Origin of the sequence: Planomicrobium sp. CPCC 101079 (assembly GCF_007859275.1) — a bacterium.
In the GTDB taxonomy this organism is placed as follows: domain Bacteria; phylum Bacillota; class Bacilli; order Bacillales_A; family Planococcaceae; genus Planococcus.
On the sequence record NZ_VOHC01000028.1, the window covers coordinates 79,096 to 98,885 of the forward strand.

Consider the following 19,790-nt stretch of genomic DNA (forward strand, 5'->3'; position numbering starts at 1 on the left):
AAACAACCGTTTTTTCCCTTGTATACTTTAATTCGTTCGAATTGCCTGTATTTCCTTCGTTAATTGATTGAAACGGGAATCCAGTTCTGCGTATTTCTTGTCATTGGGCTGCATAAAACTGAGTTTGCCCAGAACCGCCTGGCGTTCCGTCTCAAGCGCCAAAATTTCGTTTTCCCGATTTTCCTTGCGCTCTGCCTTTTTGTCCTGCCACTCCCTGTAGCTTCCTTCATATTTAACCAACCGCTCTTGATCAAAGAGTAAAAGCTTATTGGCAAGCCGCTCCATAAAATAGCGGTCATGCGTCGCAATAAGAAGCGTCCCTTCGAAAGATTCCAGCGTTTTTTCTAATTGCTCACGTGAAGGCAAATCCAAATGGTTGGTCGGTTCATCCAATAACAGCACGTTGCATTCAGCGAGCATGAACTCCATTAGTTTCAATTTCACTCGCTCCCCCATACTCATATGGAGAATCGGCTGACTCCAGTGTTCCTTGCCAAACCCTAAATTGTCCATCAGTGTTCGAATTCTCCCGGCTTGTTCAAAGTTTTGCGGTCCAAACAATTCAGCTGGCGTTTTTTCTTCCGGCAGATCAAAGACGTTTTGGCTCAAATAGCCGATTTTCATGCCGGTCGTCGTCCATACTTCTCCAGAAAAAACTTGTTCTCCTCGCAATATATTAAATAGCGTCGATTTTCCACTGCCATTCCTGCCTACCAATCCGACGCGTTCCCCGTGTTGAATGGTAAAAGAAGCGGCATCAAAAAGGATTCGGGGGCCAAAACGGACGCCGGCGTTCTTCAACTCGATGACCCGTTTCCCTTTTTTGGATCCACCGGCAATTTCGAAAGCAACCGCTTTTTCTTCTTTCGGCTTTTCTACCCGCTCTTGATCAAGCTCAGCTTCCAGGCGTTTTTGCTTGCTGCGTATTTGAACATCCATACGTTTCGCTTTCGAGCGATAAAACTCCTTCGCAAACTCCTGCTTAGTGGAATCTGCATGGGCTTTCCCTGACCAGGATTTCAATTCGTCTATTTGGCTCTCGACACGCGCAATCTTTGCTTGTTGTTTGTCGTATTTCCGCTGCTGCGTTAAGCGGATATGCGCTTTCTCCAAGAGAGCAGCACTATAATTCCCTTTATAGACATTGAGTTCCCCGTCTTCAATTTCCCAGATGCAATTGGCAATTTTATCAATGAAATATCGGTCATGCGAAATGATGATCAAGGTTCCTTTATAGGAAACCAGTTGCTCTATGACAAGTTCAACACTTTCCGCATCTAAGTGGTTAGTCGGTTCATCAAGCAACAGCAATTCCGCCTTTTCTGCTAAAGCTTGCGCCAACCGCATCTTCATCCCTTCGCCGCCGCTCAAACAGTTCCGGCTTTCGGGAACATTCCATTTTTCTTCTAATTTCCGGGTTTCAACACTAGGCACACAATCAGTCCACTCTTTCACTTCCTGTTGCATATAAACAATGTCCGGAACTGCCCCTTGCCATTCCACTCCCGAATTCCCTTCAGCAATTGCTTGAAGCAATGATGATTTCCCTGCCCCATTTGGTCCCACAACACCAATTCGCACGCCTTTCAGAATGTCCGCTTTGACCTTTTTCAGCACAATCGTTTCTCCATACTGTATGGTTAAGTTATTCAATTTCCCTAAGATAGCCATTGCTATTCCCCCTTGCCGGAGAAACAAAAAATTCCTCCGAAATAATTGTCGGAAGAATTCGCACGCCTAAATAACCCGCTTACGCAGGTATTCCACTTGAAAATAGGCAGACGAATCCAATTTCTTTTACACCAAGTATTTACGGTTTTATAGAAAAAGGATCAAATATCCATCGTCCACCCATCTTCCCTTCAGTTTGATGCATCGATTATATCACACAATTCTGCTAATTTCTATCACTCTTCAAAAGACACATGCACCGGATTAGCTATTTGTTCATATCCAATTTCCTGATAAATCTTGTTGGACGTTGGATTTTTCAAGTCGGTATACAGCATAGCAAAATCATACTCAAGCAATAGCTCCTCTGTTACTTCAGCGACTAATGTGCGGGCATACCCTTTTCTTCGGTGCTTGCGCGGTGTAAAAACAAATGACACCGTGATGCCCCTTTTTGAAGGCCTCGTTTTTTTCATGCAAGACACCACTTCGCCATCCACTTCCCATACGTATACTTCTTTACCTTCAATAAATGCATCGATTTTTCGGGCCGCTTCTGCTGGACTCGATACTTTTATGCCGGTCTCCACTTCAAAAAGCAAACACCATTCCTCTAAAAGCGGAGCATCTTTTTTGTTTGCCACCCGCCACGTACCTGGGCTTTTTTCCAGGCCAGTTGCCACTGCATCAGCTCGGTATAGTCCTTGATCCATCAGCAGATTTGCTTTTTGGCCGGTTTCCGCTATCCAAGCTAAAACAAATCGATTCACTGTTTCCCGGTCTCCTACAATTCCCTTCACTTCAATACCTGACTCCAAAAGCAGCCTGGAGAGCTCACTTTCTAGTTCCGGCACGCCTTGGAAGCAGACCAACTGCAATGGATGCGGCGGCGTCATTAAGCATGCCGCCAATACTACTCCCTCATCTTCTGCAAGAGCCAAGAAATAATCCTCGTATTTCCCTTGTTTAATATGGTTGAGTATCCCTAAAAACAAGCTGTATATATCCTCATGTCCATAAAGGAGCGGCTCTACTTTTTCAGAAAAAGCTTCTGTTTCAGCATAGATATTCCATTTCATTTCTCCACTCTCATTTCTTTAAAATTCGCATTACTAAAGTATTAGCTATAACAAAAAAATTACCTGCTAAAATATGAGAATTCTCATAAGAATTTTTTATCTCTTTAACTTATTCCTTCTTATCCAACTAAACTAAAAGCCCGAATCATCCCAAGATGATTCGAGCTTTTTACTCCCTATTCTAATTCGAGTTGTTTTGTTTCTTTTCCAAGGAAAGCAACCGCTAATGCGCCAATGATGACAGAGCCGCAGAAGATAGCGAAAATCCAGCTGATATCATAATCAGCGGCGAGAAGCGAACCAACAAGAAGAGGCCCAAGAATACCGCCTACGCGGCCAAAGGAAGCAGCCATACCTGTACCAGTCCCCCGGATAACCGTTGGATACTGCTCAGGAGAGTATGCATATAACGCTCCCCAAGCTCCCAGATTGAAGAACGAGAGGAAAGCACCTGCGACAATCAATGTAGCAATGGCATCCGCGTTGCCAAAAGCCAGCGCACTCGCTGCCGTTCCAAGCAAATAAGTGACGAGAACAAATTTCCGCCCCATCCGCTCAATCAGCCACGCTGCAGAGAAATAGCCAGGAAGTTGGGCAAGCGTCATGATCAAGACATACTGAAAACTTTGAATTAGCGAAAATCCTTTCAATACCATAACGCTCGGCAACCAAAGGAACATACCGTAGTAAGAAAAGACTACCGTGAACCAGACAATCCATAGCATCAGTGTCGGACGGCGATAAGCTTTAGACCATACACTTCTGATATTGGTTGAAATTGATTGGAGCCCTGTTTTTTTCGCTGTAAATTGCGGAGAATCCGGCAGTTTCACCCGCAAATAAAGGGCATACAAAGCAGGCAAGGCTGTAAGCAGCAATGCGACACGCCAACCAAATGACGGAATAACGAAATAAGAAATCACTGCTGCAATGAGCCATCCACCTGCCCAAAAACTTTCGAGCAGGACAACTACACGCCCACGCTCCGCTGCCGGCACACTTTCCGAAACAAGCGTTGAGGCAACCGGCAGTTCCCCGCCTAGCCCCATTCCGATGAAAAAGCGTAGAATCATAAAAGCGGCCAACGTAGTTGTGAAAGCTGATAAGCCGCTCGCTATCGAGAAGAGCAATAAGGTAAGGATGAATATTTTTTTACGGCCAACGCGATCTGCGTAGATGCCAAATACAAATGCTCCCACCGCCATGCCGATGGAATTGACACTGCCAATCCACCCCATCTGCTGCGTCGTCAAATTCCAGTCTTGGTGAAGCGCAGCAATGACGAATGACAGTATCCCCACGTCCATCGCATCAAAAAGCCACCCTAATCCCGCAACTCCCAAAAGTTTATTTTTTGATATCGCATCCACTTTCTTTTCCGTTAACGTAGCCATTCCCTCTCCCCTTGTCTTTACACATGTAACTAACTGTCTTTACACCTCTACTATACATTTCAAGAAATAAAGTGACAAGCCATTGAGAAATGTTCCACTTTTCAAATTATTTAAGAGCTGGAACTATTGTTGTTGGAGGCCATAATTGCTGCATTGATACTCGTCATCATGACGGCTTGCTGGGCTTGCATCAATAACTCCAAAGAAGCAGAAAATGCGGCATCGGAAAGATTTCGAACGGCGGCCGCATCCCTCATTTCGCATTGCACCGCTGCCGAAAACGCAAGATCCTTATACCACTTGAATAATTTTGTTTTTTCCAGGAGTCTTGTTCCTTCTGCAATATTTCGCAGCGCCATGCCATCCGCTTCGGCTACCGCCAATAATCCCAATACCGGATATTGAATACCCCGGATTTTGATTTTTTCGCTTTGGAAAAATTCTTTGATTGCCAATACTCTACCCACAACTTTCGGGTCATAAACAGCGGAATGGAACGTCATAATTTGCGACAGCCATTGCAAGTCGTTCCCCATGTAAAATCCGCGCTCCCGCAATTCTTTATAGTAAGCATTCATTGTTGCAGCTCTTTCTTCAATTCCCCCGCTCCGCCTTCCCAACAACACGGCGTAAGGCACATCCTCGCTTGAAGTCAGGACTTTATGCCAGTTTCTCATGGCATCGTAGAGTTCTTTCGCTTTTTCCGCTTCTCCCTCTTCCTCCATTAACAATGCCGCTAAATATGTATACTGGCTTTTGCGGAATCCAGCTTCGTTTAACTTCCGCTGCTTTTCGTTCAAGTTCTTTAACCCGCTTCCAGCATCTCCTGATTGAAGCGTTAAATGAGCCGCCGCAATATGATGCATATGGGATTGCAATGGAGAAAACCAACCTTCGTTCTTTTTGATGGTTCTGGAGGTTTCCTCATGTGCAGCAGCAGGGAAACTGCCATTTTGCGTTAAATAGAAAATCGCCACCGCCAATGATATGCGTTTGTCTACCGTCCAACCAAGCGACCTTGCCACCTCTCCATATGTTTTTTCGATTATTTTGATGTCCATAAAAACGCCTCCTTATCTCTTTTCTACGAGATAAGGAGGCGTTTAGTTTCGGCTTCTACGCAATCAGCACCAAACTGATGGCCATAACTGCCATGCCCGCTATTAAGCCATATATAGAGAGATGAGCTTCATCATATCTTTTGGCCGCCGGCAGTAATTCGTCCAGCGAAATGAACACCATGATGCCGGCAACACCAGCAAAGACAATGCCAAACATCGTATCGCTCATAAATGGCATTAAAATCAACCATGCAGCAATTGCCCCTATAGGCTCCGAAATGCCTGACAGCACACTGTATTGAAATGCTTTTTTCCGGCTTCCAGTTGCATAAAAAATTGGCACAGATACGGCGATGCCTTCTGGAATGTTATGAATGGCAACCGCAATCGCAATTGCTATACCAAGACTCGGATCTTGGATTGCAGACATAAAAGTCGCGATTCCTTCCGGAAAGTTGTGTATCCCGATTGCCAAAGCCGTAAATATACCCATCTTGCGCAAATGTGCATACTGATCATTTGTCGGACCCGCATCCATATCTTCAACTGTTTTCACTTCATGCGGATTTTCAAGTTGAGGCAAAATCCGATCCAGCGCAGCCATAAAAATCATTCCACCGAAAAAACCGACAATTGTCAGCCAGTACCCTAGTGAATCGCCATGGGCATCTGTCAGGGCTGTTTTCGCCTTAACAAAAATTTCAACCATCGAAACATAAATCATTACTCCGGCTGAAAAACCTAGTGATATCGATAGAAATTTCGTATTTGTCCGTGAAGCAAAAAATGCGATTAAGCTGCCGATTCCTGTTGCAAGCCCAGCAAACAACGTTAACCCTAAAGCAAATAAAACCGCAGTGTCCATTGAACCATCCACTTTCCGCGTCGCTTGAATATGATTATTGTACGGCATAAGTTTCCTTCACGCAACTTTTTTCAACTCAGAAAGATATTCTATTTTTCCCTCTTTTCTTTATTTATCAATATTGATTTTCAAATTGGAGCTTTGCAGCACTGTTTTTCTCAGAAAAAAGAACCAAGCCTCTTCAACTGGAGAAGCGCGGTTCCTATACGAGTAGTAAATTCATTTTTGATCCGCTATTTTTTCGAATGCAGCAAATCCCCTAGTCTTCGCCAATCACCTTCCTTTAATGCACGGACAGGCGGATTATAAAAAACGCTTGCCGGATGAAACGTGGGGAATATGTGGTAATTGTTTTCGGAAGCTTCAAACGCCTGCGCTTCTTCGTTCCACATTAAAACAGGTGTTTCCATCAAGACGCCGTGCAGTTGCGTAACTTTTGCTTGAGGTCCGACCAAACGCTGCAACCCCACATTTCCAAGCGTCACAATGATCGGCGGATGGATATCGCGAATCTCTGTATCCAGTATCGGTGCATGGGCAATGATTTCTTTTTTCGTCGGCGCCCGGTTGTACTTGCGTTCCACCACCTCGCCATTGCGCTGTTTTTTCTGTCCCCATTTATATGGACGACTTCGCACGGCGCTCGTTATATATACATCTTCCCTGGATAGGCCGATGCTTGCCAAAGAAGCCATTAGCTCTTTTCCGGCTCTGCCTGTAAACGGAATGCCAGTCTCCACTTCATTTTCTCCCGGTGCTTCCCCCACTAACATCAGCGCTGGATTGTTTGGACCTTCCCCCCTCACAAAACCTTCTACCGGAAAACCTTCAATGCGTTTGATTCCGTTTGCTGCCAGCTCATCTGAAATTTTATACATAGAATCACCTCTTAATCAGTTTACCACAATCACTTATGTTAGATTTTCTAACATAACGCAAAATAAAAGCTTGCGTTTTTCGAATAGTTTGATTATGATGTTAACAAACCTAACATCAAGGAGGAGATAACATGAAAAAAATTGAAACGATTATCCGTCCATCTGTTTTTTCTGATGTTCGCCAGGCATTGGCTCTTGAAGGAATCGATGGGCTGAGCGTCACCGAAATAGCTGGAATCGGAAAACAGGAAGGCCGAGTTGGTTTGTTCCGCGGCAATGCTTACACCATGGAATTTTCTCCAAAGCTCAAACTGGAAATGGTAGTGGAAGATGACAAAGTAGAAGATATTGTCGAAGCGCTATTGCAGTATGCTTCCACTGGCCAAGTGGGAGATGGCAAGATTTTCATCCTGCCGGTCGAAGAAGCCATTCGGATCAGAACAAGAGAACGCGGCGCCGTCGCCGTCGGATAAGGGGGAAATTAAATGGAGGCAGTTCAAAGTTCAGTTGATATGTTGTGGGTTATGCTCGGGGCTATTCTTGTATTCTTCATGCATGCTGGATTCTCAATGGTGGAAACAGGATTTACCCGCTCTAAAAATACGGTCAATATTTTAATGAAAAACTTGCTTACAGTAGCCATCGGTTCAGTTCTTTTCTTTTTTATCGGTTTTGCACTAATGTTCGGCACGTCAGCTTTCGGACTTATTGGTACTGATGGTTTTGCACTTTTGGGACGCGATGATATCGGATTTTTTGTTTTCCAGGCAGTTTTCGCCGCTACATGTGCCACAATCATTTCCGGAGCAGTAGCGGAACGCATGCATTTGTCAGCTTATATTATACTGACAGTCGTTATGATTGCTGTTATCTATCCGGTCGTCGGCCACTGGATATGGGGTGGCGGTTGGTTATCGCAGCTTGGTTTTATCGATTTTGCCGGTTCAACTGTCGTTCACTTGACCGGGGCCTCTGCCGCTTTTGTTGCAGCTTGGAAAATCGGTCCGCGTATTGGAAAGTATTCCGGAAACACGGTCAATTCAATTCCGGGACACAACTTGCCGTTAGGAGCTCTTGGCGTCTTCATTCTATGGGTAGGCTGGTTTGGCTTTAACGGTGCCAGCACATTAGCAGCAGATCCAGCGACTGTACCATCAATTATCGCCAATACATTGCTTGCGGCTTCCGCCGGTGTTTTATCTACAGCAGCTTACACACGTTTCAGATATGGCCGTATCGACGCTTCGCTTACAATGAACGGCGCCCTAAGCGGTTTGGTCGGGATTACCGCTGGGTGCGCTAATGTATCGCTCTTAGGTTCAATTATCATTGGTCTGATTGCAGGTGTTGTTATGACAGAAAGCGTCCGTATACTCGATTCGAAAATCCGAGTTGATGATCCGGTAGGCGCTATTTCCGTACACGGTATTGTGGGAGTTTGGGGAACTCTTGCACTAGGATTGTTCGATACAACAGGCGGTATTTTCTACGGGGGCGGAGCTGAAGTTCTGGGCATTCAAACAGTAGGAGTACTGGCTGTCATCGCTTGGACTTCAATTACAGCCGGCCTTGCACTTCTTGCTATCAACGTCTTCATCCCGCTTCGCGTCACTGCCGAAGAAGAAGAAACCGGCCTTGATTTTACAGAACACGGTTCTCAAGCTTATTCCATGCAAGATGTTCTAAGAGGCACTGGCCCTTCCAGCGATCAAAGTTTCGCTGCACGGCTCAATCAATTGGGGGAAGATCCTTCTATCCAAAAACTTTAAGCAAGAAAATAAGCAAAAGGACGCTCCGTTTTACCCGGTCGTCCTTTTTGCTTGTTTTTGCAGATGCTCTCTGTAGAACCGTTCGCGCATTTCATACCAAACGGCAACTGCGACAAACCAAGAATAGCCCGCACACCACCCAGCCAAGACATCCGAAAAATAATGTTCGCCTCCTGCTATACGGGACAGCCCAATTCCGCAAGCAAGTGCGGCAGCTGCTGTCCAGACCAGCCACTTTGCCAGCTTTGAACCAAGATGTTCCGTAATGAAATAAGCGGCTGTGAAAAGATACAACAACCCGACCATCGCATGTCCCGAAGGAAAACTGAAACTTTCCAAGCCATGGGGGAAATCAGGGCGTTCTCGATCATAAATGCGCTTTAACAATTGATTCAATATATTCCCCACTCCCGCAGCTAAAAAAACAAACAACATGCCCCGATAATTTTTCCGATGAACCCAAAGGTACACAATCAAAGCAACGCTGACTGTCATGATCACCCATTGTTCTCCAAGCAGCGACAAACTGTCTACAAAAGCGTTTCCTCCCAAAAACTCAAACGCGGCTATATCTATTTTCCGAAACTGCACACTCGGAAAAGTAATAAGAATGGCGAAAAAACCGATCAATGTCGCCATCCCAAGCGGGTAGAAAAAATTCTTGATGTTCCTCACCCTCTTTCGCATCAGTTGTGAATTTATTATAACTTAAATTTTGAAATAATTTGAAGAATAAGCAGCTGGGATAGTTCGTTTCCATGAAAAAGCTCCTCCTTGTGCTTGGCACGAAAGGAAGAGCACTATCATTCATGTTGCTGGTTGTCCGTCCGATACTAACACACCATCAGTCATACGGTATACTTTGTCACAATAACGGATTAGCCGGGTATCGTGCGTCACTACAATCGTCGTCGTATTTTTGTTCTTAGTTTCACTTTTCAGCAATTCCATCACTTCGTATGCCCGGTCTGAATCCAGCGAAGCCGTCGGTTCATCTGCCAAGATAATGGAAGGATTGCTATAGATAGCTTTTGCGATAGCGACCCTTTGCCGTTCCCCGCCGGATAAATCAGCCGGGTATTTGCTGCGGAGATCGCTGATGCCTAAGTCTATGTAAAGTTGCTCCCTCTCTTCTTTAGTCATGTTGCCCTTTTTGACTTTATCCAGTAAATTCAATTGGTTTTCCATTGTCAGGAATGGCACTAAATTTGAAGCCTGCAAGATAAAACCAATTTCTTTCAGACGGATTTTAGAACGCTGCTTTTCATTTAAACGGCTTAAGTCTTGCTTGTTGACTAAAATTTCACCGCTTGTCGGTGACAACAAGCCACCTGCAATGGTTAAAAAAGTGCTTTTCCCCGAACCGGAAGGCCCAATGACCGCAATCAATTCCCCTTTATCCGCTTGAAAATCAGTTTCTTTCAAAGCCTCTACTTTTTTATGTCCCGAGCCGTATGTTTTTGTCACTTGGTTCATTTCCAGAATCGCCATCATTTAGCCTCCAATCGCTTTTAACGGGTCAATTTTCACAATCGTCAGCACCGAGAAGACTGCACCCAGAATAGCCACCCCTATCAAAATAACTCCATAGAAAATCATTGTCAGGATATCGAATGCCACCGGCACCGCACTTGGCAGGAAAGCTCCGGATATTAACGTCAAGATGAACCCGACAATCACACCAGCCGCTGCCAGCATAAATGTTTGGGCAATGACAGAACGGGCCAAATAACCGCTCGGAATCCCTTGTGCTTTCATGACCCCGAACATGCTGATTTTCTGAACGGTCAATACATACAAGAAAATCGCGACGATTACGGACGAAATGATAAACAAAAAGTAAATCATGAAGTTTAATGTCAGGCTTTGTTCCGTATAGCCAGGCAAGTTTTCAATGAATGCCTCAGATTCGATCACCTCTAGTTCATCATCACTGACAATGTTCGAAAGACCCGTTGCGCGTACAACAATGCCGTTGATTTGATCACTGTTCGCTTCTGCTGCTTCGCCAAACTTCACGCGCTGAAAAGTCTCCAGCTCTCCATACAGAACAGGCGCTGCATTAAACCGGGCTTCATCTGTAAAACCGACAATGGTTAAACTTTCATCGGTAGAAGACAAGGTCAATTTATCCCCTAACTTAAAACCGTCGTCTTTTAAAGAATCAGCCGCTACCACTTCGTTGCCAGCTGAAAATTCTTCCCCCTCTATAACGTTCGGCATGATAAAGCCATCTTTTTCAATACCAAAAATTGATACATTTGCTTTTTTATCACCCGTCTGGGCAATGGCGTTGATTTGCCCAAGCACCGCCTTCTCTTCCGCTTCTATGCCATCCAGTTCGTCAATGGTCATCGTAGATTGCAGCAAACTTTTATCGGACTCTTCCGTCAAGACAATGGCCGAAGCATCCCATTTATCCACCGCTTCCCTATTTAAGCTGGCCAATCCGTTCGCTAAGCCAGACAAGAAAAAGACCAGATAAGATACCAGCATCAATACACCGATTATCAAAACAAACCGCAGCTTATTCTTTTTGATTTCATTCCACGCTAAAAACATCGGCTCACTCCTCCTTTCGCCCTTCTTCGATTTCTTCTATATAAACAAGAAAAAGGCGAACCGCCAGTGGTTCGCCTTTTCCTCATTTTACTGCATGAACATGATAGGTGGTTTGAGATGATTCAAGGACGTGATCCGGTTTCGGTTTTCCAAGATTCGCTTTATGCCCTGCTATATGCTCAGGGTTCTTTTCCCAATTTTTCCATGCTTCTTCCGATTCCCACCGGATGTAGACGACAACTTCTTCATCGCCGCGTCTGACGTTTTTCTTTAAAACCGCCAAGTCGATAAAACCAGGCTGTTTCTCCAGTTTTCCTTCACCGGAAAACTTGGCTAGAACAGGTTCAGAAAACCCTTCTTTTACGACAATCTTTTTCATTTGAACAAACATGTGTAGTAGCCTCCTGTTTTACTCGAATGCTGATTGGATTTCTTTCACCATTGCGCTGACCGATTGAAGTCCGCCGCCTGACAGGTACCAGTAATCCGGATCCAAGTAAATGATTTTGCCATTTTTATAAGCATTTGTTTTTTTCACCAATTCATTTTCTAAAGAATCTTTAGCGCTGGCATCTGTGCCAACTACAGCATTGCGGTCAACTACAAAAATGATATCCGGGTTTACATCTAAAATATATTCAAATGTGATGCTTTGGCCGTGAGTTGAAACTTCAATGCCTTCATCCGCAGCTGGAACACCGAACACGTCATGGATAATACCGAAACGCGATGCTGGTCCGTATGCGCTAATTTTTCCTTCGTTAGCCAACAAAATCAAAGCCTTTTCATCAGAAGCGCTTACCGATTCTTTTACGCCTTCAATTTCTGTGTTGATTGCTGCCAATTCTTCTTTTACTTGATCTTCTTTTTCGAAGATTTCGCCAAGAAGGGTCATGTTTTCAGTGAAAGAGTCCATGTAGTTGTTTGTATCAACCGCCATATGGATTGTTGGTGCAATGCTGGCAAACTCTTCGTACATTTCCGCTTGGCGCCCAGAGATGATGATCAAATCCGGCTCCATCGCGTTGATCGCTTCAAAGTCCGCTTCCTTTAATGTTCCAACGTTTTCGTATTTCGTTTCATCTGCATATTTTTCTAGATAAGAAGGCACTGATTCTTGCGGTACTCCTGCAACTTCAACGCCTAACTTGTCTAATGAATCCAAAACGCCGTAATCAAATACCACGACTTTTTTAGGTTTTTTCGAAATTTCCGTTTCACCAAGCTCATGTGTTACCGTCATTTTTTCAGTAGTCCCTTCAGCAGCACTTGTTTCCCCCGCTTCACTGGATCCGCATGCGGCCAAGAAAGCAACCAGCATTAATGTGAAAGCTAAAAGCAATAATTTCTTCATCTATTCCATCTCCTCTTATTATGAATTAAAGTAAACGCAAATTCGGCAATTATCCATTTGTTGAATGGGTATATCCATATCATAAATTTCTTTTAATGCCTCGGATTGAATAATTTCTGCAGTTGTCCCATCCTTGATCACGCGGCCATTTTTCATAGCGACAATGCGGTCAGAATAAACAGAAGCAAAGTTAATGTCATGAAGTACAATCACTACGGTTTTTCCTAGGTCGTCCACTAATCGGCGCAAAATTTTCATGATTTGAACCGAATGTTTCATATCCAGGTTGTTCAACGGCTCATCAAGCAGCACATAGTCCGTGTCTTGTGCGATGACCATGGCGATAAACGCCCGTTGGCGCTGCCCGCCGGAAAGTTCATTCAAGTAAGAATGCTCCATGTCTTTTAAATCCATGTATTCAATGGCTTGGTCGACCATTTTTTCATCTTCACCGTTGAGCCGGCCTTTAGAATAAGGAAAACGGCCAAAAGAGACAAGTTCACGAATGGTCAAACGCACATTCATGTAATTCGATTGCTTTAAAATCGATACGCGTTTGGAAAAATCATTCGATTTCATCTTTTTGGAGTTGGTTTGATCGATCAGAACTTCCCCAGTATCTGCATCAAGCAAACGGCTAACCATGGAAAGAAGCGTCGATTTCCCCGCTCCGTTCGGTCCGATAAATGAGGTAATCTGACCTTGCTGAATATTAACCGAGACGTTTTCCACGACTTGTTTTTTGCCGTAAAGCTTTGTCAATTCACGAACTTGTATCATTTAGACCGACTCTCCTTTAATAGTAGATAGATAAAGTAAATCCCACCGATGAAGTTGACGATAACGCTCAACGTCGTGTTAAAGGTGAAGATTCGCTCCACCACCCATTGACCGCCGACAAGTGCAATTACACTGATGATAATGGACCCAAAAATAATTGTTGAATGCTTATAGGAGTTGAAGAATTGATAGGACAAGTTGGCGACGATCAAACCGAAAAACGTAATCGGGCCGACAAGCGCCGTGGCAATCGCAATCAGCACCGCTGACAGCACAAGCATGTTTCTGACAAGGCCATCATAATTGATGCCGAGGTTGATCGATGTATCGCGTCCCAGCGACAAGACATCCAGCGAATTGTTATGCCGCCAAGCAAAAATGATGAGCACACTGATGATTGCAAGCGAAGTCCAAACCAGATCGGCATTGACATTGTTGAAGCTGGCAAACATCCGGTCCTGAACGATCTGAAACTCGTTCGGATCGATCAGCACTTGCAGGAATGTTGATATGCTTGAGAAAAAGGTGCCGCAAATGATGCCTATCAACAGCAAAAAGTAAATCGGCTGATTTCCTTTTTTAAAAAGCAGCTGATAAAACAACAAAGCGAATACGACCATGACTATTATAGATAAAATGAAATTCACCTGTTTGTTGATAAGCGTTACATGACTAGAGCCAAGAAAGAAAATCAGCAAAGTTTGAAGCAGCATATAAAGCGAATCAAGGCCCATGATGCTTGGTGTTAAAATTCGGTTATGGGTAATTGTCTGGAACACGACCGTAGCATACGCAATCGCAACCCCGGTCAGCACCATCGCAAATACTTTAACTCCGCGCCTTGGCAGGGCATAATCAAAACTGCCATTCAAATCTTGAAACAGGTAAACCCCGCACGCTAGCAGTGCTAAACCGACGAGAATCGCCAGTTTATGTAAATCACGCATATGCTTTCCTCCTAAACAACAAGAAGAGGAAAATAAAGCTTCCAATGACTCCGACCATTAAGCTGATGGAGATTTCATATGGATAAATAAGAACTCTTCCTAAAATATCGCAAAGCAATAAGAAAATCGCTCCGAGCATTGCTGTATGCGGCAATGTCTTCTGCAGATGGTCGCCTTTGAAAATTGAAATGATATTCGGGATGATCAAACCTATAAATGGAATGACCCCTACTGTCAAAACGACGGTTGCGGTAATCAGCGAGACAAGTATCAACCCAATGTTGACGACGCTCCGGTACTTCAACCCGAGATTTTTGGAGAAATCCTCCCCCATCCCTGCGACTGTAAAACGGTTGGCGTAAAGATAAGCGATGATAAAGACTGGCAAACTGATGTAAAGCAGTTCGTAGCTCCCTTTCATGACCATCGAAAAGTCGCCTTGCATCCATGCAGACATGTTTTGGATAACGTCCGCGCGGTATGCAAAAAAGGTGGTAATTGAAGACAAGATATTTCCGAACATCATCCCGACAAGCGGAATGAAAATGGCATCTTTGAATTTGATGCGGTTGAGAATTTGCATAAAGAGGAACGTGCCAGCAAGCGCAAAGCCAAACGCCAGCGTCATTTTCTCAAGCATTGAGGCATTCGCAAACATCAACATCGATACGAGAATCCCAAGCCGGGTGGCGTCGAGTGTTCCGGCAGTTGTTGGAGACACAAACTTGTTGCGGCTCAACTGCTGCATAATGAGGCCCGCCATGCTCATGCCGGCTCCCGCAAGCAAAATGGCCACCAGCCTTGGCACTCGGCTAATCAGGAAAATTTGTGTTTCTTCAGATTGAAAATCTAGCAAATCGGTAATACTGATGCTGCTGACTCCGACAAATAGAGAGACGAACGACAGTATGATCAATGGTGGTATTAAATAACGTTTTTTCATTACTGTCCTCATCCTTGTTAGAATATGTTTCGAATTTTTACGACAGTGATAATCATTATCACTGGTACACAAGTTTTAGTATAGCAGGTTGAGAAAGAGAGTCAATATTTTGATGAGAATTATTTTCATTTAGTTGAGAATGTCTTATTTTGTTCAAATTCGCCAAAGAAAAAGCTAAAAACCCATAAAAAAGAGAGTGCTCCCGGCACTCTCTTTTTATCGGTTCTCATTCTAACTCTTGTGCTTGTTCGATGACTTCATCCGGCAAAACGATTTCGCTGATTTCATCATATTTACTGTACGCGGCTTCCACATTGGACTGAACCGACATCGTATCTTGAGCAATTTTCACATCGAGATCCGCATCCATTTTTAATTTTTTCACTTGAAAAGATCTTCTATCGAGACGGTATTCATAACGAATAGAACGGATTTCCATGTCTTCGCTATCCATAGGTGTTCCAATTTCCATTTGGCCAAATGATTTTTCCAGCTGTTCGACCATTAGTGGATAGAATTCTTCTCCGGAAGCTTCCAATATCAGTACATAGTCATCGCCATCTTCTTCCAGAGTAAACTCTTCAGCAAAAGCCTCCAAGTTTTTCAATTGGTGAGCGGGATCTGCACTTTGCTGATCGGCAAGCAGTTTAAAATCTCCAACGGCTTCATCTTGCAATTTCAACCACATATCCAACGAGACTTCATACATGTACAAACCTTCTGCAGTGTAATACATCTCCATAGAGACAGGGGTTTCATTTTGAATATCGTCAGACACAATGGAAGTTTCCGATTGGTGGTGGAAAGCTTCTGGCATTCTGGTCAAATCCATTCTTGCTTCAATCGTAACATCTATCTCCATGCCGTCCGGCTGCATCTTCATATGTTGGTTCGTTAAGATATCGGCGTGCAGGCTCTCCAAATTTCCAGCCGCTTCCACTGTGTTTGCGTACACTTCTTCCGGCATCAATTTGCTAGTTTCACCCGTACTTCCTTCACTGCCCGATTCCGGCTGTTCCGCCTGACTGCAGGCTGATACACTTAAAGCCAGTGCCGCCCCACTAATGAATGTGATCCATTTTTTCAAATTGATCTTCCTTTCATGGTTTGCCTTATGGGTTAGTACGTGTACGACTTCTATTTAGTTACATAAAAACATTTCGATTCACGAATTTATATTAGTGAATTAACCAGTTTTGCATTATACTTTGGATTATGGCAAAAAACTTAAGAGGTGGTCCTTTTGAAATTAAAGCAGTTTTTCGCGTATTACAAGCCGCATAAACGCTTGTTTATTATTGACTTTTCAAGCGCTATTGTCGTAGCGATCTTGGAACTCGCTTTTCCCCTGGCCGTTCAATGGTTCATAGATTCGCTATTGCCGAGCGGCGAGTGGAATTCTATCGTGACAGTCAGCGTGTTGTTGCTTGCTGTGTTTTTACTGAGCACGTTCCTGCAGTATATCGTCAATTATTTGGGGCATAAACTTGGCATCAATATTGAAACCGATATGCGGGAAGAATTGTTCACTCACGTACAGCGCCAGTCTTTCCGCTTTTTTGATAACACAAAAACTGGTCACATTATGAGCCGGGTGACGAATGACTTGTTTGATATCGGCGAACTTGCCCATCACGGGCCAGAAGATTTTTTCATCGCCATCATGACTTTCTTTGGCGCTTTCGGTATTATGTTCTGGATCAATCCGAAACTTGCGCTCGTCACATTGATCGTCATTCCATTCCTTGTCTGGCTGATTACGTACTGCAACATCAAGATGAACCACGCCTGGAGCAGCATGTATGGCAAAATTGCCGATGTTAACGGGCGCGTGGAAGACAGTGTCTCAGGAGCACGTGTCGTGCAGTCTTTCACAAACGAAGAATTCGAAATCAACCGCTTCAAAAAAGATAATGACCGATTCCGCACAGCAAAACTTGTCGCTTATAAAGTCATGTCTGCTACCCATTCCAGCATTTACATGATGACACGGCTGCTGACGCTTATTGTTCTGGTGTACGGAGCTTGGCTGAACTACCAAGGGAGCTTGACTTATGGTGAACTTGTGAGCTTTGTCTTGTTTTTGAACGTTTTGATCAAACCGATTGATAAAATCAGTGCGCTTTTGGAGTTGTACCCGAAAGGCATGGCCGGATTTGGCCGCTTCCGCGAACTGATCAACCAAGAACCGGAAATTTTCGATCGCGAAGATGCGGTTGCGGTTAATGGATTAAAAGGAAACATCCGTTTTGATAACGTCCATTTCGGTTATGACGATCACAAAACGGTATTGAAAGGCATTGATTTAACCCTAAAAGCCGGAGAAACAATTGCGTTCGTCGGCCCTTCCGGAGCCGGCAAGACTACTATTTGTTCCTTGATACCGCGTTTTTATGATATTCAAAAAGGCGCCATTACGATTGACGGCATCGATATCCGGGATATGACAACAAAATCGCTTCGCTCCCATATCGGGATTGTGCAACAAGACGTCTTTTTGTTTACAGGAACAATTCGGGAAAACATCGCCTATGGCAAACAAAATGCCACAAATGAAGAAATTTTGGCCGCTGCTAAAAAAGCCCATTTGGAAGACTTCGTGTCCAAGCTTCCCGAAGGTTACGAAACACAAATCGGCGAACGCGGCTTGAAACTATCCGGTGGGCAAAAACAGCGTTTAGCCATCGCTCGCATGTTCTTAAAGAATCCGCCGATTTTGATTCTTGATGAAGCAACTTCAGCACTCGACACAGAAACAGAGCGGATCATCCAAGAAGCCTTGTCCGAACTTGCTGAAAACCGCACGACGCTCATCATCGCCCACCGTTTGGCCACTATTCGGGATGCCGACCGTGTAATCGTCGTAACCGAAGACGGCATCGCTGAACAAGGCGGCTATAGCGAACTGCTTGAACACAACGGCATCTTCGCTAACCTCCACCGCATCCAGTTTCAGCAATGAATCATGCCCCCTCAGGGGCATGATTCATCTGCGACGAAGTGCGCAGCACTGCAGGAGGAATAGTTCATCTGCACCGAAGTGCACAGCACTGCAGGAGCAATAGTTCATCTGCACCGAAGCAGCGCAGCGATGCAGAGACAGGAACTAAGAATGTTCCTCCTACCAGTAGGGACGTTCTTCTTCACCGAAACAATGCAGCGGTATAAGCAAAAGAGCGTCCTCTCCAAATGGAGGGACGCTCTTTTTATTTTCCAATGACAAATTCTTCGAAACGGTCATAATCCGCTTGGCTCAATTCCACTTTCAGAAGTGTGCCGTTTTCTTCATACTCGGTTTCTTCAATGGTTGCATACTCATTCAAATAAGCGACAATGTCGCCGCGTTCAAATGGCAAGATCATTCGGCACGTAACATGATCAGAGAAAATTCGCTGTTTAATCACTTCTAGCAGTTCATCCAAGCCCTGATCTTCCTTGGCAGCGATCCACAAAGCATCCCCTCCCACTTTAGGGTACGGGATTCCAGCTAAATCCGCTTTATTGTATACAAAGAGAGTCGGGATATCCTCTACGCCGACATCATGCAACGTCGAATTGGTGACATCCATCATGTGGCGGTATTCCTCGTTTGATACATCCACGACGTGCAACAGCAAATCTGCATTGCGTGCTTCTTCTAATGTTGAACGAAAGGCATTGACCAAATGATGGGGCAGTTTGCTGACGAATCCGACTGTATCTGCAAGCAGGAACGACTTGTTGTCCTCTAGGCGGATTTGGCGTACAGATGTGTCGAGTGTTGCAAAAAGCATATCTTTTTCAAACACTTGCTTTTCTTCATGCTGTCCTGTTTTTGTAAGCAGTTCGTTCATAATAGTGGATTTTCCTGAGTTCGTATAACCGACAAGCGATACGACCGGCGTTCCTTTTTTAGTGCGCTGTTTCCGCTGGGTAACACGCTGGTCTTTGATCTGCTCCAATTCCTTGCGAAGCTTCGAAATTTGATCTTCAATTTTCCGTCTATCAAGTTCCAGTTTTGTTTCACCGGCACCACGGTTTTGATAACCGCCGCCGCTGCTTCCCCCTTGGCGGCTAAGTGATGCACGAAGCCCGACCAAACGCGGCAGCATGTATTGAAGCTGCGCCAATTCCACTTGCACTTGGGCTTCACGCGTTTTGGCGCGGCGTGAGAAAATGTCCAAAATCAACAACGTACGGTCGATTACTTTGCATTCAAGCTCTTCTTCTAAATTGCGAATTTGCGAAGGGCCAAGTTCATCATTGAAAATAACCAAGTTCGCTTCCGATTCTTCATATAACGCTTTAATTTCATCGACTTTTCCTGTTCCCACGTAATGGGAGGGATTCACCCGCTCCAGATTCTGAGTAATTTCCCCGACTACCTCCACTTCACAAGCTTCCGCTAAGTTGCGCAACTCTTCCATTTCATAATCAAAATGGATGTCCTTTTGAAGTTGAATGCCAACAAGTATCGCTTTTTCTATCAGTATATCCATTTATAATCC

Annotated in this window: 19 protein-coding genes; 3 read left to right on the plus strand and 16 right to left on the minus strand. The window is 44.4% G+C overall.

The genetic code is table 11. The features are described from left to right. Nucleotides 1-27 precede the first annotated feature (27 nt). From abc-f to FQV28_RS12535, 6 genes are all read right to left on the minus strand, one after another. The gene (gene abc-f / locus FQV28_RS12510; RefSeq protein ID WP_146496837.1) at nucleotides 28-1,671 is read right to left on the minus strand and encodes a ribosomal protection-like ABC-F family protein; all 1,644 of its coding nucleotides are present in this window, start codon (nucleotides 1,669-1,671) and stop codon (nucleotides 28-30) included. 236 nt (nucleotides 1,672-1,907) lie between these two features. Then, nucleotides 1,908-2,750, minus strand: coding sequence for a GNAT family N-acetyltransferase (locus tag FQV28_RS12515; protein WP_146496838.1), 843 nt, complete (start codon nucleotides 2,748-2,750; stop codon nucleotides 1,908-1,910). 176 nt (nucleotides 2,751-2,926) lie between these two features. Further along, on the minus strand, nucleotides 2,927-4,144 hold the full coding sequence (locus tag FQV28_RS12520; RefSeq protein ID WP_146496839.1) for an MFS transporter: 1,218 nt from the start codon (nucleotides 4,142-4,144) through the stop codon (nucleotides 2,927-2,929). 110 nt (nucleotides 4,145-4,254) lie between these two features. Continuing rightward, nucleotides 4,255-5,205, minus strand: coding sequence for a DUF4003 family protein (locus FQV28_RS12525; protein ID WP_146496840.1), 951 nt, complete (start codon nucleotides 5,203-5,205; stop codon nucleotides 4,255-4,257). Between the two features lie 55 nt (nucleotides 5,206-5,260). Further along, nucleotides 5,261-6,070 carry a zinc transporter ZupT gene (gene zupT / locus FQV28_RS12530; RefSeq protein WP_146497113.1) on the minus strand — a complete coding sequence of 270 codons (810 nt, stop codon included), beginning with the start codon at nucleotides 6,068-6,070 and terminating at the stop codon, nucleotides 5,261-5,263. Nucleotides 6,071-6,303: 233 nt separating this feature from the next. After that, complete coding sequence (locus tag FQV28_RS12535) at nucleotides 6,304-6,948, minus strand: uracil-DNA glycosylase (RefSeq protein ID WP_146496841.1); 645 nt, start codon at nucleotides 6,946-6,948, stop codon at nucleotides 6,304-6,306. A gap of 131 nt (nucleotides 6,949-7,079) precedes the next feature. Between FQV28_RS12535 and FQV28_RS12540 the strand changes: the two genes are divergently transcribed. After that, nucleotides 7,080-7,421, plus strand: coding sequence for a P-II family nitrogen regulator (locus FQV28_RS12540; RefSeq protein WP_146496842.1), 342 nt, complete (start codon nucleotides 7,080-7,082; stop codon nucleotides 7,419-7,421). A gap of 12 nt (nucleotides 7,422-7,433) precedes the next feature. Beyond that, on the plus strand, nucleotides 7,434-8,717 hold the full coding sequence (locus tag FQV28_RS12545) for an ammonium transporter (protein WP_146496843.1): 1,284 nt from the start codon (nucleotides 7,434-7,436) through the stop codon (nucleotides 8,715-8,717). Between the two features lie 30 nt (nucleotides 8,718-8,747). Here the strand turns inward: FQV28_RS12545 and FQV28_RS12550 are convergent, their stop codons facing one another. The 9 genes from FQV28_RS12550 to FQV28_RS12590 form a co-directional block, all read right to left on the minus strand. Then, complete coding sequence (locus tag FQV28_RS12550; RefSeq protein WP_255472933.1) at nucleotides 8,748-9,392, minus strand: phosphatase PAP2 family protein; 645 nt, start codon at nucleotides 9,390-9,392, stop codon at nucleotides 8,748-8,750. 132 nt (nucleotides 9,393-9,524) lie between these two features. Beyond that, the gene (locus FQV28_RS12555; protein ID WP_146496844.1) at nucleotides 9,525-10,208 is read right to left on the minus strand and encodes an ABC transporter ATP-binding protein; all 684 of its coding nucleotides are present in this window, start codon (nucleotides 10,206-10,208) and stop codon (nucleotides 9,525-9,527) included. Between the two features lie 3 nt (nucleotides 10,209-10,211). Further along, nucleotides 10,212-11,279, minus strand: a complete 1,068-nt coding sequence (locus FQV28_RS12560) for an ABC transporter permease (RefSeq protein ID WP_146496845.1) — start codon at nucleotides 11,277-11,279, stop codon at nucleotides 10,212-10,214. A gap of 82 nt (nucleotides 11,280-11,361) precedes the next feature. Further along, nucleotides 11,362-11,670 carry an antibiotic biosynthesis monooxygenase family protein gene (locus FQV28_RS12565; RefSeq protein ID WP_146496846.1) on the minus strand — a complete coding sequence of 103 codons (309 nt, stop codon included), beginning with the start codon at nucleotides 11,668-11,670 and terminating at the stop codon, nucleotides 11,362-11,364. A gap of 18 nt (nucleotides 11,671-11,688) precedes the next feature. Then, the gene (locus FQV28_RS12570) at nucleotides 11,689-12,633 is read right to left on the minus strand and encodes a siderophore ABC transporter substrate-binding protein (protein WP_146496847.1); all 945 of its coding nucleotides are present in this window, start codon (nucleotides 12,631-12,633) and stop codon (nucleotides 11,689-11,691) included. 18 nt (nucleotides 12,634-12,651) lie between these two features. Further along, the gene (locus FQV28_RS12575) at nucleotides 12,652-13,413 is read right to left on the minus strand and encodes an iron ABC transporter ATP-binding protein (RefSeq protein WP_146496848.1); all 762 of its coding nucleotides are present in this window, start codon (nucleotides 13,411-13,413) and stop codon (nucleotides 12,652-12,654) included. Then, nucleotides 13,410-14,360, minus strand: coding sequence for an iron chelate uptake ABC transporter family permease subunit (locus FQV28_RS12580; protein ID WP_146496849.1), 951 nt, complete (start codon nucleotides 14,358-14,360; stop codon nucleotides 13,410-13,412). The genes FQV28_RS12575 and FQV28_RS12580 overlap by 4 nt, the downstream gene beginning before the upstream one ends. Further along, a complete protein-coding gene (locus FQV28_RS12585; RefSeq protein WP_146496850.1) occupies nucleotides 14,353-15,303 on the minus strand; it encodes an ABC transporter permease in 951 nt (316 codons plus the stop codon). The genes FQV28_RS12580 and FQV28_RS12585 overlap by 8 nt, the downstream gene beginning before the upstream one ends. A gap of 226 nt (nucleotides 15,304-15,529) precedes the next feature. Next, nucleotides 15,530-16,390 carry a DUF6612 family protein gene (locus tag FQV28_RS12590; RefSeq protein WP_146496851.1) on the minus strand — a complete coding sequence of 287 codons (861 nt, stop codon included), beginning with the start codon at nucleotides 16,388-16,390 and terminating at the stop codon, nucleotides 15,530-15,532. Between the two features lie 156 nt (nucleotides 16,391-16,546). On the opposite strand from FQV28_RS12590, the gene FQV28_RS12595 reads away from it, so the two are divergent. Beyond that, on the plus strand, nucleotides 16,547-18,265 hold the full coding sequence (locus FQV28_RS12595; RefSeq protein ID WP_146496852.1) for an ABC transporter ATP-binding protein: 1,719 nt from the start codon (nucleotides 16,547-16,549) through the stop codon (nucleotides 18,263-18,265). 244 nt (nucleotides 18,266-18,509) lie between these two features. Here the strand turns inward: FQV28_RS12595 and hflX are convergent, their stop codons facing one another. Next, nucleotides 18,510-19,781 (minus strand): GTPase HflX, encoded by a 1,272-nt coding sequence (gene hflX, locus FQV28_RS12600; protein ID WP_146496853.1) that lies wholly within the window; start codon nucleotides 19,779-19,781, stop codon nucleotides 18,510-18,512. Between the last annotated feature and the right edge of the window lie 9 nt (nucleotides 19,782-19,790).